Here is a 13,273-nt window from a genome sequence, read left to right as displayed (position 1 = left end):
GATTAACCCTCGACACGCAGCATGTAGTAAGCCTTGTTGATCATCCCGCGATTCTCGGGAGTATCCTGGACTTCTACAGTGTGACCGATGCGACGCAGACCCAGACCCTTAACGCACAGTTTGTGGTTAGGGATACGGCCGGTCATGCTTTTGATCAGCGTTACTTTTACGGTAGCCATGATCAGAAGATCTCCTTGACGCTTTTGCCACGCTTGGCGGCAATGGATTCAGGAGACTGCATTGCTTTCAAACCCTTGAAAGTGGCGTGAACCACGTTTACCGGGTTAGTCGAGCCGTAGCACTTGGCCAGAACGTTCTGAACGCCAGCAACTTCGAGGACAGCACGCATAGCGCCGCCAGCGATGATACCGGTACCTTCAGAAGCAGGCTGCATGTACACCTTCGAAGCGCCGTGAGCGGACTTCATTGCGTACTGCAGAGTGGTGCCGTTCAGATCAACCTGGATCATGTTGCGGCGAGCAGCTTCCATTGCCTTCTGGATCGCAGCAGGCACTTCACGCGACTTGCCACGGCCGAAGCCAACACGGCCCTTACCATCACCAACCACGGTCAACGCGGTGAAAGTGAAGATACGGCCGCCTTTAACGGTTTTGGCTACGCGGTTAACTTGAACCAGCTTCTCGATGTAGCCTTCGTCGCGCTTTTGGTCGTTATTTGACATAACTTAGAACTCCAGCCCAGCTTCACGAGCAGCATCAGCCAGCGCTTTAACGCGGCCGTGGTACTTGAAGCCAGAGCGGTCGAAAGCCACTTGCGAGACGCCAGCGGCCTTAGCACGCGTAGCGACCAGCTGGCCAACCTTTGTGGCCGCGTCGATGTTGCCGGTGGCACCATCACGCAGTTCTTTATCCAAAGTCGAGGCGCTTGCCAGGACTTTGTTGCCGTCGGCCGAGATGACCTGGGCGTAGATGTGCTGCGACGAGCGGAACACGCAGAGACGCACGACTTCGAGTTCGTGCATTTTCAGGCGTGCTTTGCGAGCGCGACGCAGTCGAGTAACTTTTTTGTCGGTCATTTGCTATGCCCTACTTCTTCTTGGCTTCTTTACGACGGACGACTTCGTCCGCGTAGCGCACACCTTTGCCTTTGTACGGCTCTGGTGGACGGAAGTCGCGGATCTCAGCGGCCACTTGACCTACCAGCTGCTTGTCGATGCCCTTGATCAGGATATCGGTCTGGCTAGGAGTCTCAGCGGTGATGCCTTCCGGCAGTTCGTAATCCACTGGGTGCGAGAAGCCAAGGGCCAGGTTCAAAACCGTGCCTTTTGCTTGCGCCTTGTAACCAACACCGACCAGCTGGAGCTTGCGCTCGAAGCCTTGGCTTACGCCTTGGACCATGTTGTTTACCAACGCACGCGTGGTACCGGCCATTGCGCGAGTTTGTTGATCGCCATTGCGAGCAGCGAAACGCAGCTCACCAGCCTCTTCAACGATCTCAACGGACGAATGGATGTTCAGTTCAAGAGTACCCTTGGCACCCTTCACCGAAAGCTGTTGGCCTGCGAATTTTACTTCGACACCGGCTGGCAGCTTAACGGGGTTCTTAGCGACGCGAGACATGCTTATCCCCCCTTAGAACACAGTGCAAAGAACTTCGCCGCCGACACCGGCAGCGCGCGCAGCACGATCCGTCATCACACCTTTGTTGGTGGAGACGATAGACACACCGAGACCGCCACGAACTTTTGGCAGATCATCGACGGACTTGTACTGACGCAGGCCTGGACGGCTAACGCGCTTCACTTCTTCGATAACCGGACGGCCTTCGAAGTACTTCAGCTCGATGGACAGCAGTGGTTTGATTTCGCTGCTGATCTGATAACCCGCAATGTAACCTTCGTCCTTCAGGACTTTGGCAACAGCTACCTTCAACGTGGAAGATGGCATGCTTACGACGGACTTTTCAGCCATCTGGGCATTACGGATACGAGTTAGCATGTCCGCTAACGGGTCCTGCATACTCATGGGCTAGACGCTCCTAATACAAAAAAATTAGCCTTGCGGCTATTACGTGTCGCCGAGAATCTCCGAGCATGAAAAACACGGGCTCAGGCGAGCCGGGTATTCTAGACACACCCCGGAAATGAATCAAGCCCCAAAAGGGGCTTGATCCAGATTCAAGGCCACCGGTGGTCAGGATCTTGCGATCCTGGACACCGAGACTTTGACAGTACTTACCAGCTGGCTTTAACCAGACCCGGTACGTCACCACGCATGGCAGCTTCACGCAGCTTGTTACGGCCGAGGCCGAACTTGCGGTAAACGCCGTGTGGACGACCGGTCAGGCGGCAGCGGTTACGCATGCGCGAGGCGCTTGCGTCACGTGGCTGCTTCTGCAGGGCTACTGTAGCTTCCCAACGCGCTTCTGGACTTGCGTTCAGATCAACGATGATAGCTTTCAGTGCTGCACGCTTCTTGGCGTACTTGGCAACCGTGAGCTGACGCTTCAGCTCGCGGTTTTTCATGCTCATCTTGGCCATGGTCCTACTCCAATCAGTTGCGGAACGGGAATTTGAACGCACGCAGCAGAGCGCGGCCTTCATCATCGTTCTTGGCAGTGGTGGTCAGGGTGATGTCCAGACCGCGGAGAGCATCGATCTTGTCGTAGTCGATTTCCGGGAAGATGATCTGCTCTTTCACGCCCATGCTGTAGTTGCCACGACCATCGAAGGACTTGGCATTCAGGCCGCGGAAGTCGCGAACCCGAGGCAGGGAGATCGACAGCAGACGATCCAGGAACTCGTACATACGCTCACGGCGCAGGGTCACTTTGACGCCGATCGGCCAACCTTCACGGACTTTAAAGCCAGCGATGGATTTGCGAGCGTAGGTCACAACGACTTTCTGGCCGGTGATCTTTTCCAGGTCAGCAACAGCGTGCTCGATGACTTTTTTGTCGCCGATCGCTTCGCCCAGACCCATGTTCAGGGTGATTTTGGTAACGCGCGGAACTTCCATCACGTTCGAAAGCTTAAGTTCTTCCTTAAGTTTCGGAGCGATTTCCTTCCGGTAAATCTCTTTTAGTCGTGCCATGGTCTTCTACCTAGCAGTGTTCAAGCATCAACCGCTTTTTGGGTCGACTTGAAGACACGAATTTTCTTACCGTCTTCTACTTTGAAACCAACGCGGTCAGCCTTGTTGGTTTCGCCGTTGAAGATGGCGACGTTGGAAGCGTGCAGTGGCGCTTCTTTCTCGACGATACCGCCCTGTACGCCCGACATCGGGTTAGGCTTGGTATGACGCTTGACCAGGTTCAGACCACCAACAACCAGACGGTTGTCAGCAAGAACCTTCAGCACCTTACCGCGCTTACCTTTGTCTTTGCCGGCGATCACGATGATCTCGTCGTCACGACGAATCTTTTGCATGTCGGATCTCCTTACAGCACTTCTGGGGCGAGCGAGACGATCTTCATGAACTTCTCAGTACGAAGTTCACGGGTCACTGGCCCAAAGATACGGGTGCCGATCGGCTCTTGCTTGTTGTTCAACAGAACAGCAGCGTTGCCATCAAAGCGGATAATGGAGCCATCAGCACGACGTACGCCGTGACGAGTGCGGACTACAACAGCAGTCATCACTTGGCCTTTTTTCACTTTACCGCGAGGAATTGCTTCCTTGACGGTAACTTTGATGATGTCACCGATACCAGCGTAACGACGATGGGAGCCACCCAGCACCTTGATGCACATAACGCGGCGAGCGCCGCTGTTATCGGCCACATCGAGCATGGATTGAGTCTGAATCATATAATTTCTCCGACCCCTAGTCCTTAGACTTCCACAGCGCGTTCGAGAACATCAACCAGCGCCCAAGACTTGGTCTTGGCCAAAGGACGAGTTTCACGAATAGTGACTTTGTCGCCAATGTGGCACTGATTGGTTTCGTCGTGCGCGTGCAGCTTAGTCGAACGCTTAACGTATTTACCGTAGATCGGGTGCTTAACGCGACGCTCGATCAGAACGGTGATGGTTTTGTCCATCTTGTCGCTGACAACACGGCCAGTCAGCGTACGGACAGTTTTTTCGGCTTCAGCCATGATTACTTACCTGCCTGCTGGTTGAGCACAGTCTTCACGCGAGCGATGTCACGCTTAACTTGCGAGAGCAGATGAGACTGCCCCAACTGGCCAGTTGCTTTCTGCATACGCAGATTGAACTGGTCGCGCAGCAAGCCGAGCAGTTGCTCGTTCAGCTGCTGTGCGGATTTTTCACGAAGTTCATTCGCTTTCATCACATCACCGTCCGTTTAACAAAGGAGGTGGCGAGCGGCAGCTTTGCAGCAGCCAGGGCGAAAGCCTCACGCGCCAGCTCTTCAGAAACACCCTCGATTTCATACAGGACTTTGCCTGGCTGAATCTGGGCAACCCAGTATTCGACGTTACCCTTACCTTTACCCATCCGAACTTCGAGTGGCTTCTTGGAAATAGGCTTGTCCGGGAATACACGGATCCAGATCTTGCCGCCACGTTTTACGTGACGGGTCAGAGCACGACGCGCTGACTCGATCTGACGAGCGGTGAGACGACCACGAGCAACAGACTTCAGCGCGAACTCGCCGAAGCTGACTTTGCTACCGCGCAATGCCAGGCCACGGTTGTGACCAGTCATTTGCTTGCGGAACTTCGTACGCTTTGGTTGCAACATTTGGCGTACCCCTTACTTAGCAGCTTTTTTACGAGGCGCTGGTGCTTGTGGTTTCAGTTCTTCTTGGCGACCACCAATTACTTCGCCTTTGAAGATCCAAACCTTTACACCGATCACACCGTAAGTGGTGTGAGCTTCGTAGTTGGCATAGTCGATGTCGGCACGCAGGGTGTGCAATGGCACACGACCTTCGCGATACCATTCAGTACGTGCGATTTCAGCACCGCCGAGACGACCGCTCACTTGGATTTTGATGCCTTTGGCACCAATGCGCATGGCGTTCTGTACGGCGCGCTTCATAGCACGACGGAACATTACGCGACGCTCCAGCTGCTGAGCTACGCTCTGCGCAACCAGCATACCGTCGAGCTCCGGCTTGCGGATCTCTTCGATATTGATGTGCACAGGCACACCCATTTGCTTGGTCAGGTCCTGACGCAGTTTCTCAACATCTTCACCTTTCTTCCCGATAACGATACCTGGACGAGCGGTGTGGATGGTGATACGTGCAGTTTGGGCCGGACGATGGATATCGATACGGCTTACGGACGCGCTTTTTAGTTTGTCTTGGAGATACTCACGCACCTTCAGATCTGCGAGCAAATAGTCCGCATAAGTCCGACCGTCTGCGTACCAGACGGAGGTGTGCTCCTTGACGATTCCCAGGCGAATGCCAATGGGATGTACTTTCTGACCCATCTCTTCGACTCCGTTACTTGTCAGCAACCTTGACAGTGATATGGCAAGACCGCTTGACGATGCGATCAGCACGGCCTTTGGCACGTGGCATGATGCGCTTCAGCGAACGCCCTTCGTTGACGAAAACAGTGCTGACCTTCAGGTCATCAACGTCTGCGCCTTCGTTATGCTCGGCGTTGGCTACGGCCGACTCCAGCACTTTCTTCATGATCTCGGCGGCTTTCTTACTGCTGAAAGCCAACAGGTTGAGCGCTTCGCCCACCTTCTTCCCGCGGATCTGGTCGGCGACCAAGCGGGCTTTCTGGGCGGAGATTCGAGCGCCCGACAACTTAGCGGCTACTTCCATTTCCTAACCCCTTAACGCTTGGCTTTCTTGTCTGCCACGTGCCCGCGATAAGTGCGGGTACCGGCGAACTCGCCCAGTTTGTGGCCGACCATGTCTTCGTTCACGAGAACTGGGACGTGCTGACGACCGTTGTGTACTGCGATGGTCAGACCGACCATTTGTGGCAGGATCATCGAACGACGCGACCAGGTTTTCACCGGTTTGCGATCGTTCTTTTCCGCCGCCACTTCGATCTTCTTCAGTAGGTGAAGATCGATAAAAGGACCTTTTTTCAGAGAACGTGGCACTGTCGTATCCCTCTATTTACTTGCGACGACGGACGATCATTTTGTCGGTACGCTTATTACCACGAGTCTTCGCGCCCTTAGTCGGGAAGCCCCATGGCGATACCGGATGACGACCACCAGAGGTACGACCTTCACCACCACCATGTGGGTGGTCAACCGGGTTCATGGCAACACCACGAACGGTTGGGCGAACGCCACGCCAGCGTTTGGCACCAGCTTTACCCAGCGAACGCAGGCTGTGCTCGGAGTTCGAGACTTCGCCCAGGGTCGCACGGCATTCAGCCAGGACTTTACGCATTTCACCGGAACGCAGACGCAGGGTAACGTACACGCCTTCACGAGCGATCAGCTGAGCCGAAGCACCAGCGGAACGAGCGATCTGAGCGCCTTTACCTGGCTTCAATTCGATGCCGTGTACAGTGGAACCCACTGGAATGTTGCGCAGTTGCAGAGCGTTACCTGGCTTGATTGGAGCCAGGGCACCTGCGATCAGCGTGTCGCCAGCACTCACGCCTTTAGGGGCGATGATATAGCGACGCTCGCCGTCTGCGTAGCAGAGCAGTGCGATGTGAGCAGTACGGTTTGGATCGTATTCGATACGCTCGACAGTGGCGACGATGCCATCTTTGTCGTTGCGACGGAAATCGACCATACGGTAATGCTGCTTATGGCCACCACCGATGTGACGAGTGGTAATACGACCATTGTTGTTACGACCACCAGTCTTCGATTTCTTCTCGAGCAGCGGTGCGTGAGGAGCGCCTTTATGCAGCTCCTGGTTGACCACCTTGACCACAAAACGGCGGCCAGGGGAAGTCGGTTTGCATTTAACGATTGCCATGATGCACCCCTTCCTTACTCAGCACTGCTGCTGAAATCGAGATCTTGGCCTGGCTGAAGGGAGATAACTGCCTTCTTCCAGTCATTACGCTTGCCCAGACCGCGAGCAGTGCGCTTGCTCTTACCCAGAACATTCAGGGTAGTAACACGCTCTACTTTCACGCTGAACAGGCTTTCGACGGCCTTCTTGATTTCCAGCTTGGTTGCGTCGGTAGCAACCTTGAAAACGAACTGGCCTTTCTTGTCTGCCAGAACCGTAGCCTTCTCGGAAACGTGCGGGCCAAGCAGAACTTTAAATACGCGTTCCTGGTTCATCCCAGCAGCTCCTCGAATTTCTTCACGGCCGACACGGTGATCAACACCTTGTCGTATGCGATCAGACTAACTGGATCGGAACCTTGCACGTCACGTACATCTACGTGTGGCAGGTTACGAGCAGCCAGGTACAGGTTCTGATCAACAGCGTCGGACACGATCAGAACGTCGGTCAGGCTCATGTTGTTCAGTTTGCCCAGCAGGTCTTTGGTTTTCGGCGTTTCAACGGCGAAATCCTGAACCACGACCAGACGATCAGTACGCACCAGCTCAGCAAGGATGGAACGCATTGCTGCGCGGTACATCTTCTTGTTCAGCTTCTGGGAGTGATCCTGAGGACGAGCTGCGAAAGTGGTACCGCCGCCACGCCAGATTGGGCTACGGATAGTACCGGCACGAGCACGGCCAGTACCTTTCTGACGCCATGGGCGCTTACCGCCACCACGAACGTCGGAACGGGTCTTTTGCTGCTTGGAACCCTGACGACCGCCAGCCATGTAGGCTACGACTGCTTGGTGAACCAGCGTCTCGTTGAATTCGCCGCCAAATGTCAGTTCGGAAACTTCGATCGCTTGAGCGTCATTTACATTTAATTGCATGTCAGCTTCCCCTTAACCGCGAGCCTTGGCTGCTGGACGTACAACCAAGTTGCCGCCAGTAGCGCCAGGAACAGCGCCCTTGACCAACAACAGATTGCGTTCAGCGTCCACGCGCACTACTTCGAGGGACTGCACGGTCACGCGCTCAGCGCCCATATGACCGGACATTTTTTTGCCCTTGAATACACGACCAGGAGTCTGGCACTGGCCGATAGAGCCTGGAACGCGGTGGGATACGGAGTTACCGTGGGTGTTATCTTGCCCGCGGAAATTCCAACGCTTGATCGTACCCTGGAAGCCTTTACCCTTGGACTGACCGGTTACATCAACCAGTTGACCAGCGGCGAAGATTTCAGCGTTGATCAGATCGCCGGCCTGGTACTCGCCTTCTTCAAGGCGGAATTCCATTACGGTACGACCAGCGGCAACGTTCGCCTTAGCGAAGTGGCCAGCCTGAGCTGCTGTTACACGCGAAGCACGACGCTCGCCGACAGTGACTTGCACTGCACGATAGCCATCGGTCTCTTCAGTTTTGAACTGGGTGACGCGATTCGGTTCGATCTCAATGACCGTGACCGGAATGGAGACACCTTCTTCGGTGAAAATACGGGTCATACCGCATTTACGACCGACTACACCAATAGTCATGTTGTAAACCTCATGAGTGTACGGGGCTTTCACCCGCTATGGCCGCCCATTTCAGAGCGTTACACGACTAAGACCGAGTCTTAGCCGAGGCTGATCTGCACTTCCACACCGGCCGCAAGATCAAGCTTCATAAGAGCATCAACGGTTTTATCCGTTGGCTGGACGATGTCCAGAACGCGCTTATGAGTACGGATCTCGTACTGGTCACGCGCGTCTTTGTTGACGTGCGGGGAGACCAGAACGGTGAACCGCTCTTTACGGGTAGGCAGTGGAATTGGACCACGCACTTGAGCACCAGTACGTTTCGCGGTTTCCACGATTTCCTGGGTTGATTGGTCGATCAGGCGATGGTCGAAAGCCTTCAACCTGATACGGATTTGCTGATTTTGCATTGGATTTCAGACTCCGGCTGCTATTCCCACCGGGCGCAATACGCCCGTTAAAAGGAGGCGCAATTCTATAGACGCCCCAGATGGGTGTCAACCCAATAAAAAAGCCCCCGCTGAGCGGGGGCCTTTCAAAGCATCGAAGCTATCTCAAAAGAGATGCTTACTCGATGATTTTGGCTACGACGCCAGCGCCGACGGTACGACCGCCTTCACGGATAGCGAAACGCAGGCCGTCTTCCATTGCGATGGTCTTGATCAGGGTAACTTCCATCTGGATGTTATCACCTGGCATTACCATTTCAACGCCTTCTGGCAGCTGGCAGTTACCAGTCACGTCAGTAGTACGGAAGTAGAACTGTGGACGGTAGCCTTTGAAGAACGGAGTGTGACGACCGCCTTCTTCCTTGCTCAGAACGTAAACTTCTGCGGTGAACTTGGTGTGCGGCTTAACCGAACCCGGCTTAACCAGAACCTGGCCACGCTCAACGTCGTCACGCTTGGTACCACGCAGCAGAACGCCGCAGTTCTCGCCAGCACGACCTTCGTCGAGCAGCTTGCGGAACATTTCAACACCGGTGCAGGTGGTGGTGGTGGTGTCACGCAGACCAACGATTTCCAGTGCATCTTGAACGCGAACGATACCGCGCTCGATACGACCAGTCACAACAGTACCACGACCGGAGATCGAGAATACGTCTTCGATTGGCATCAGGAATGGCTTGTCGATAGCACGCTCTGGTTCTGGGATGTAGCTGTCCAGAGTTTCAACCAGCTTACGAACGGCAGTAGTGCCCATTTCGTTGTCGTCTTTGCCTTCCAGCGCCATACGAGCCGAACCGATGATGATTGGAGTGTCATCGCCCGGGAAGTCGTAGGTGGACAGCAGGTCGCGAACTTCCATCTCGACCAGTTCCAGCAGCTCAGCGTCGTCTACCAGGTCAGCCTTGTTCAGGAAAACCACGATGTACGGAACGCCTACCTGACGGGACAGCAGGATGTGCTCACGGGTTTGTGGCATCGGACCATCAGCGGCCGAGCAAACCAGGATCGCGCCGTCCATCTGGGCAGCACCGGTGATCATGTTCTTCACATAGTCAGCGTGACCTGGGCAGTCAACGTGAGCGTAGTGACGGATCTTCGAGTTGTACTCGACGTGCGCGGTGTTGATGGTGATACCACGAGCTTTTTCTTCTGGCGCGCTGTCGATTTTATCGAAATCAACGATTGCAGAACCGAAAACTTCGGAGCAAACGCGAGTCAGAGCTGCGGTCAGAGTGGTTTTACCGTGGTCAACGTGACCGATGGTGCCAACGTTGACGTGCGGTAGGGAACGATCAAATTTTTCTTTAGCCACGACAATTAACTCCTTGCCTAAAGGACTGAATCAGCCTTGTTTTTTGGTTACAGTTTCGACGATGTGCGACGGAGCTGTATTGTATTTTTTGAATTCCATAGAGTAGCTTGCGCGACCCTGGGACATCGAACGAACGTCGGTCGCATAACCGAACATCTCGCCCAACGGAACTTCAGCACGGATCACCTTGCCGGAGACCGTGTCTTCCATACCCAGAATCATGCCGCGACGACGGTTAAGGTCGCCCATCACGTCACCCATATAGTCTTCAGGCGTAACAACCTCTACCGCCATGATCGGCTCGAGCAACTCACCACCACCCTTCTGGGCCAGTTGCTTGGTCGCCATGGAAGCAGCCACCTTAAACGCCATCTCGTTCGAGTCGACGTCGTGGTAAGAACCATCAAACACGGTAGCCTTCAGGCCGATCAGCGGATAGCCGGCAACTACGCCGTTCTTCATCTGCTCTTCGATACCCTTCTGGATAGCCGGGATGTATTCCTTAGGAACCACACCACCCACTACTTCGTTCACGAATTGCAGACCTTCCTGACCTTCGTCAGCAGGAGCAAAACGGATCCAGCAATGGCCGAACTGGCCACGACCGCCGGACTGACGAACGAACTTGCCTTCGATTTCGCAATTCTTCGTGATGCGCTCACGATACGAAACCTGAGGCTTACCGATGTTGGCTTCGACGTTGAACTCACGGCGCATCCGGTCAACCAGGATGTCCAGGTGCAACTCGCCCATGCCAGAGATGATCGTTTGACCAGTCTCTTCATCAGTCTTGACGCGGAAAGACGGGTCTTCCTGAGCAAGTTTGCCCAGAGCGATACCCATTTTTTCCTGGTCATCCTTGGTCTTAGGCTCAACGGCAACCGAAATAACCGGCTCCGGGAAGTCCATGCGAACCAGGATGATTGGCTTGTCAGCGTTGCACAAGGTTTCACCAGTGGTGACGTCCTTCATGCCGATCAGGGCCGCGATGTCACCAGCGCGTACTTCCTTGATCTCTTCACGGGCGTTTGCGTGCATTTGCACCATACGACCCACGCGCTCTTTCTTGCCTTTGACCGAGTTGATCACGCCGTCGCCGGAGGCCAACACGCCCGAGTAAACACGGACGAAAGTCAAGGTACCCACGAATGGGTCGGTAGCGATCTTGAACGCCAGAGCCGAGAACGGCTCGTTGTCGTCTGCATGACGCTCCATTTGCTTTTCCTCGTCATCCGGGTCAGTACCCTTGATGGCAGGAATGTCGGTTGGAGCCGGCAGGTAGTCGATAACGGCGTCGAGAACCAGGGGAACACCCTTGTTCTTGAAGGAAGAACCGCAAACAGCCAGAACGATCTCACCAGCGATAGTACGCTGACGCAGAGCACCCTTGATTTCCTCGATGGTGAGTTCTTCACCTTCAAGGTACTTGTTCATCAGCTCTTCGCTGGCTTCGGCCGCAGCCTCAACCATGTTGTTGCGCCACTCTTCAGCCAGTTCCTGCAGTTCAGCAGGGATGGCTTCACGACGAGGGGTCATACCCTTGTCGGCATCGTTCCAGTAAACCGCTTCCATGGTCATCAGATCGATCTGACCCTGGAAGTTGTCTTCGGAACCGATAGCCAACTGGATAGGCACCGGAGTGTGACCCAGACGCTGCTTGATCTGAGCGATCACGCGCAGGAAGTTCGCACCGGCACGGTCCATCTTGTTCACGTAAACGATACGCGGAACACCGTACTTGTTGGCTTGACGCCATACGGTTTCGGACTGAGGCTCAACGCCGGAAGTACCACAGAACACAACGACCGCGCCGTCGAGTACGCGCAGGGAACGCTCAACTTCAATAGTGAAGTCTACGTGGCCCGGGGTATCGATGACGTTGAAACGGTACTGGTCCTTGTGCTGCTTCGCAGAACCCTGCCAGAAGGCGGTAATGGCAGCAGAAGTAATGGTAATACCACGCTCCTGCTCCTGCACCATCCAGTCTGTGGTCGCGGCGCCGTCATGCACCTCGCCCATTTTGTGACTTTTGCCAGTGTAAAAAAGGACGCGCTCAGTGGTGGTGGTTTTACCAGCATCCACGTGTGCAACGATACCAATGTTACGGTAGCGATTAATCGGTGTTGTACGAGCCATAAAGCCCTCGCAAAATTAGTGACGCTAAAATTAGAAGCGGTAGTGCGAGAAAGCCTTGTTGGCTTCAGCCATACGGTGCACGTCTTCACGCTTCTTAACTGCAGCACCTTTACCTTCGGCGGCGTCCAACAGCTCGCCAGCCAAACGCAGAGCCATAGACTTCTCGCCGCGCTTGCGGGCGTAGTCTACCAACCAGCGCATTGCCAGAGCGTTACGACGGGAAGGACGAACCTCGACCGGAACCTGGTAAGTAGCACCACCAACGCGGCGCGACTTCACTTCGACCAGCGGAGCGATGGCGTCGAGTGCTTTTTCGAAGAGTTCCAGGGGATCGGTGCCGGCCTTACGAGCCTTCACGGTATCCAGGGCACCATAAACGATACGCTCGGCAACGGCTTTCTTGCCGCTTTCCATTACGTGGTTCATGAATTTGGCGAGGATTTGGCTTCCGTATTTCGGATCGTCCAGAATCTCACGCTTGGCTGCTACGCGACGTCTTGGCATTGATAAGCCCTCAAACGGTCTTCAGGTTAGCCCGGGACAGATCCTGTGGATACGTGCCCGACCTTACTCTTATCGACTCAATAAAATTAAAAACTGCAAAACGGCCGATTACTTCGGACGCTTGGTACCGTACTTCGAACGACCCTGGTTACGGCCTTTAACGCCGGAAGTATCCAAGGAGCCGCGAACGGTGTGGTAACGAACACCTGGCAAGTCTTTTACACGACCGCCGCGGATCAGTACCACGCTGTGCTCTTGCAGGTTGTGGCCTTCACCGCCGATGTACGAGGAAACCTCGAAACCGTTGGTCAGACGCACACGGCATACTTTACGCAGTGCCGAGTTAGGTTTTTTCGGCGTGGTGGTGTACACACGGGTGCACACGCCACGGCGTTGCGGGCAGTTCTGCAGCGCAGGCACGTCGGATTTCTCGACGATACGCTTACGCGGCTGACGTACCAGCTGGTTGATAGTTGCCATCTACTAGCTCC

24 protein-coding genes are annotated in these 13,273 nt (G+C 54.7%); all 24 read right to left on the bottom strand.

Features of this window, described 5'->3' with window-relative positions:
* Nucleotides 1-2 precede the first annotated feature (2 nt).
* The 24 genes from rpmD to rpsL all read right to left on the bottom strand — a co-directional run bounded on the left by rpmD (nt 3) and on the right by rpsL (nt 13,262).
* Nucleotides 3-179: a 50S ribosomal protein L30 gene (gene rpmD, locus AC1D1M_RS18110; protein ID WP_003176408.1), complete on the bottom strand. Its 177-nt coding sequence runs from the start codon at nt 177-179 to the stop codon at nt 3-5.
* Between the two features lie 2 nt (nt 180-181).
* On the bottom strand, nt 182-682 hold the full coding sequence (gene rpsE, locus AC1D1M_RS18105) for a 30S ribosomal protein S5 (protein ID WP_003186035.1): 501 nt from the start codon (nt 680-682) through the stop codon (nt 182-184).
* A 3-nt stretch (nt 683-685) separates the two neighbouring features.
* On the bottom strand, nt 686-1,036 hold the full coding sequence (gene rplR, locus AC1D1M_RS18100; RefSeq protein ID WP_003186037.1) for a 50S ribosomal protein L18: 351 nt from the start codon (nt 1,034-1,036) through the stop codon (nt 686-688).
* A gap of 10 nt (nt 1,037-1,046) precedes the next feature.
* On the bottom strand, nt 1,047-1,580 hold the full coding sequence (rplF, locus tag AC1D1M_RS18095; RefSeq protein ID WP_003176412.1) for a 50S ribosomal protein L6: 534 nt from the start codon (nt 1,578-1,580) through the stop codon (nt 1,047-1,049).
* Between the two features lie 12 nt (nt 1,581-1,592).
* The gene (rpsH, locus tag AC1D1M_RS18090) at nt 1,593-1,985 is read right to left on the bottom strand and encodes a 30S ribosomal protein S8 (RefSeq protein WP_003186040.1); all 393 of its coding nucleotides are present in this window, start codon (nt 1,983-1,985) and stop codon (nt 1,593-1,595) included.
* A 209-nt stretch (nt 1,986-2,194) separates the two neighbouring features.
* Nucleotides 2,195-2,500, bottom strand: coding sequence for a 30S ribosomal protein S14 (gene rpsN, locus AC1D1M_RS18085; RefSeq protein ID WP_003176414.1), 306 nt, complete (start codon nt 2,498-2,500; stop codon nt 2,195-2,197).
* A gap of 13 nt (nt 2,501-2,513) precedes the next feature.
* The gene (gene rplE, locus AC1D1M_RS18080) at nt 2,514-3,053 is read right to left on the bottom strand and encodes a 50S ribosomal protein L5 (protein WP_003210069.1); all 540 of its coding nucleotides are present in this window, start codon (nt 3,051-3,053) and stop codon (nt 2,514-2,516) included.
* A 20-nt stretch (nt 3,054-3,073) separates the two neighbouring features.
* Entirely contained in the window at nt 3,074-3,388 is a 315-nt protein-coding gene (rplX, locus tag AC1D1M_RS18075; RefSeq protein WP_003186046.1) for a 50S ribosomal protein L24, read from the bottom strand.
* Between the two features lie 11 nt (nt 3,389-3,399).
* A complete protein-coding gene (gene rplN / locus AC1D1M_RS18070) occupies nt 3,400-3,768 on the bottom strand; it encodes a 50S ribosomal protein L14 (protein WP_002555479.1) in 369 nt (122 codons plus the stop codon).
* A gap of 23 nt (nt 3,769-3,791) precedes the next feature.
* Complete coding sequence (gene rpsQ, locus AC1D1M_RS18065) at nt 3,792-4,058, bottom strand: 30S ribosomal protein S17 (RefSeq protein ID WP_003176419.1); 267 nt, start codon at nt 4,056-4,058, stop codon at nt 3,792-3,794.
* Between the two features lie 2 nt (nt 4,059-4,060).
* Nucleotides 4,061-4,252: a 50S ribosomal protein L29 gene (gene rpmC, locus AC1D1M_RS18060; protein WP_002555481.1), complete on the bottom strand. Its 192-nt coding sequence runs from the start codon at nt 4,250-4,252 to the stop codon at nt 4,061-4,063.
* On the bottom strand, nt 4,252-4,665 hold the full coding sequence (gene rplP / locus AC1D1M_RS18055) for a 50S ribosomal protein L16 (protein ID WP_003228729.1): 414 nt from the start codon (nt 4,663-4,665) through the stop codon (nt 4,252-4,254). The genes rpmC and rplP overlap by 1 nt, the downstream gene beginning before the upstream one ends.
* Nucleotides 4,666-4,677: 12 nt before the next feature.
* Entirely contained in the window at nt 4,678-5,364 is a 687-nt protein-coding gene (gene rpsC, locus AC1D1M_RS18050; RefSeq protein WP_008065719.1) for a 30S ribosomal protein S3, read from the bottom strand.
* A 13-nt stretch (nt 5,365-5,377) separates the two neighbouring features.
* Entirely contained in the window at nt 5,378-5,710 is a 333-nt protein-coding gene (rplV, locus tag AC1D1M_RS18045; protein ID WP_003103908.1) for a 50S ribosomal protein L22, read from the bottom strand.
* A gap of 11 nt (nt 5,711-5,721) precedes the next feature.
* Entirely contained in the window at nt 5,722-5,997 is a 276-nt protein-coding gene (rpsS, locus tag AC1D1M_RS18040; protein ID WP_002555486.1) for a 30S ribosomal protein S19, read from the bottom strand.
* Between the two features lie 16 nt (nt 5,998-6,013).
* Nucleotides 6,014-6,838 carry a 50S ribosomal protein L2 gene (gene rplB, locus AC1D1M_RS18035; RefSeq protein ID WP_008018194.1) on the bottom strand — a complete coding sequence of 275 codons (825 nt, stop codon included), beginning with the start codon at nt 6,836-6,838 and terminating at the stop codon, nt 6,014-6,016.
* Nucleotides 6,839-6,852: 14 nt separating this feature from the next.
* Nucleotides 6,853-7,152 carry a 50S ribosomal protein L23 gene (rplW, locus tag AC1D1M_RS18030; protein WP_002555488.1) on the bottom strand — a complete coding sequence of 100 codons (300 nt, stop codon included), beginning with the start codon at nt 7,150-7,152 and terminating at the stop codon, nt 6,853-6,855.
* Nucleotides 7,149-7,751 carry a 50S ribosomal protein L4 gene (gene rplD / locus AC1D1M_RS18025; RefSeq protein ID WP_003228735.1) on the bottom strand — a complete coding sequence of 201 codons (603 nt, stop codon included), beginning with the start codon at nt 7,749-7,751 and terminating at the stop codon, nt 7,149-7,151. The genes rplW and rplD overlap by 4 nt, the downstream gene beginning before the upstream one ends.
* A 12-nt stretch (nt 7,752-7,763) precedes the next feature.
* Nucleotides 7,764-8,399, bottom strand: coding sequence for a 50S ribosomal protein L3 (gene rplC / locus AC1D1M_RS18020; RefSeq protein WP_003186059.1), 636 nt, complete (start codon nt 8,397-8,399; stop codon nt 7,764-7,766).
* Between the two features lie 80 nt (nt 8,400-8,479).
* Complete coding sequence (gene rpsJ, locus AC1D1M_RS18015) at nt 8,480-8,791, bottom strand: 30S ribosomal protein S10 (protein WP_003186070.1); 312 nt, start codon at nt 8,789-8,791, stop codon at nt 8,480-8,482.
* Between the two features lie 157 nt (nt 8,792-8,948).
* Nucleotides 8,949-10,142, bottom strand: a complete 1,194-nt coding sequence (gene tuf, locus AC1D1M_RS18010) for an elongation factor Tu (protein WP_008053875.1) — start codon at nt 10,140-10,142, stop codon at nt 8,949-8,951.
* A gap of 30 nt (nt 10,143-10,172) precedes the next feature.
* Nucleotides 10,173-12,278 carry an elongation factor G gene (gene fusA, locus AC1D1M_RS18005; protein WP_007994652.1) on the bottom strand — a complete coding sequence of 702 codons (2,106 nt, stop codon included), beginning with the start codon at nt 12,276-12,278 and terminating at the stop codon, nt 10,173-10,175.
* Between the two features lie 30 nt (nt 12,279-12,308).
* A complete protein-coding gene (gene rpsG / locus AC1D1M_RS18000) occupies nt 12,309-12,782 on the bottom strand; it encodes a 30S ribosomal protein S7 (protein ID WP_007994653.1) in 474 nt (157 codons plus the stop codon).
* Nucleotides 12,783-12,890: 108 nt separating this feature from the next.
* The gene (gene rpsL, locus AC1D1M_RS17995) at nt 12,891-13,262 is read right to left on the bottom strand and encodes a 30S ribosomal protein S12 (RefSeq protein WP_003186084.1); all 372 of its coding nucleotides are present in this window, start codon (nt 13,260-13,262) and stop codon (nt 12,891-12,893) included.
* Between the last annotated feature and the right edge of the window lie 11 nt (nt 13,263-13,273).

Source organism: Pseudomonas sp. P1_F7, from assembly GCF_056405655.1.
Note: the sequence above shows the minus strand (reverse complement) of the source record. Positions and strands in the feature narration are given on the sequence as shown.

Bases quoted from the DNA above. Each gene is read 5' to 3' on its own strand.
- rpmD (WP_003176408.1), bottom strand. From the start codon at position 179: ATGGCTACCGTAAAAGTAACGCTGATCAAAAGCATGACCGGCCGTATC.
- rpsE (WP_003186035.1), bottom strand. From the start codon at position 682: ATGTCAAATAACGACCAAAAGCGCGACGAAGGCTACATCGAGAAGCTG.
- rplR (WP_003186037.1), bottom strand. From the start codon at position 1,036: ATGACCGACAAAAAAGTTACTCGACTGCGTCGCGCTCGCAAAGCACGC.
- rplF (WP_003176412.1), bottom strand. From the start codon at position 1,580: ATGTCTCGCGTCGCTAAGAACCCCGTTAAGCTGCCAGCCGGTGTCGAA.
- rpsH (WP_003186040.1), bottom strand. From the start codon at position 1,985: ATGAGTATGCAGGACCCGTTAGCGGACATGCTAACTCGTATCCGTAAT.
- rpsN (WP_003176414.1), bottom strand. From the start codon at position 2,500: ATGGCCAAGATGAGCATGAAAAACCGCGAGCTGAAGCGTCAGCTCACG.
- rplE (WP_003210069.1), bottom strand. From the start codon at position 3,053: ATGGCACGACTAAAAGAGATTTACCGGAAGGAAATCGCTCCGAAACTT.
- rplX (WP_003186046.1), bottom strand. From the start codon at position 3,388: ATGCAAAAGATTCGTCGTGACGACGAGATCATCGTGATCGCCGGCAAA.
- rplN (WP_002555479.1), bottom strand. From the start codon at position 3,768: ATGATTCAGACTCAATCCATGCTCGATGTGGCCGATAACAGCGGCGCT.
- rpsQ (WP_003176419.1), bottom strand. From the start codon at position 4,058: ATGGCTGAAGCCGAAAAAACTGTCCGTACGCTGACTGGCCGTGTTGTC.
- rpmC (WP_002555481.1), bottom strand. From the start codon at position 4,252: ATGAAAGCGAATGAACTTCGTGAAAAATCCGCACAGCAGCTGAACGAG.
- rplP (WP_003228729.1), bottom strand. From the start codon at position 4,665: ATGTTGCAACCAAAGCGTACGAAGTTCCGCAAGCAAATGACTGGTCAC.
- rpsC (WP_008065719.1), bottom strand. From the start codon at position 5,364: ATGGGTCAGAAAGTACATCCCATTGGCATTCGCCTGGGAATCGTCAAG.
- rplV (WP_003103908.1), bottom strand. From the start codon at position 5,710: ATGGAAGTAGCCGCTAAGTTGTCGGGCGCTCGAATCTCCGCCCAGAAA.
- rplB (WP_008018194.1), bottom strand. From the start codon at position 6,838: ATGGCAATCGTTAAATGCAAACCGACTTCCCCTGGCCGCCGTTTTGTG.
- rplW (WP_002555488.1), bottom strand. From the start codon at position 7,152: ATGAACCAGGAACGCGTATTTAAAGTTCTGCTTGGCCCGCACGTTTCC.
- rplD (WP_003228735.1), bottom strand. From the start codon at position 7,751: ATGCAATTAAATGTAAATGACGCTCAAGCGATCGAAGTTTCCGAACTG.
- rplC (WP_003186059.1), bottom strand. From the start codon at position 8,399: ATGACTATTGGTGTAGTCGGTCGTAAATGCGGTATGACCCGTATTTTC.
- rpsJ (WP_003186070.1), bottom strand. From the start codon at position 8,791: ATGCAAAATCAGCAAATCCGTATCAGGTTGAAGGCTTTCGACCATCGC.
- fusA (WP_007994652.1), bottom strand. From the start codon at position 12,278: ATGGCTCGTACAACACCGATTAATCGCTACCGTAACATTGGTATCGTT.
- rpsG (WP_007994653.1), bottom strand. From the start codon at position 12,782: ATGCCAAGACGTCGCGTAGCAGCCAAGCGTGAGATTCTGGACGATCCG.
- rpsL (WP_003186084.1), bottom strand. From the start codon at position 13,262: ATGGCAACTATCAACCAGCTGGTACGTCAGCCGCGTAAGCGTATCGTC.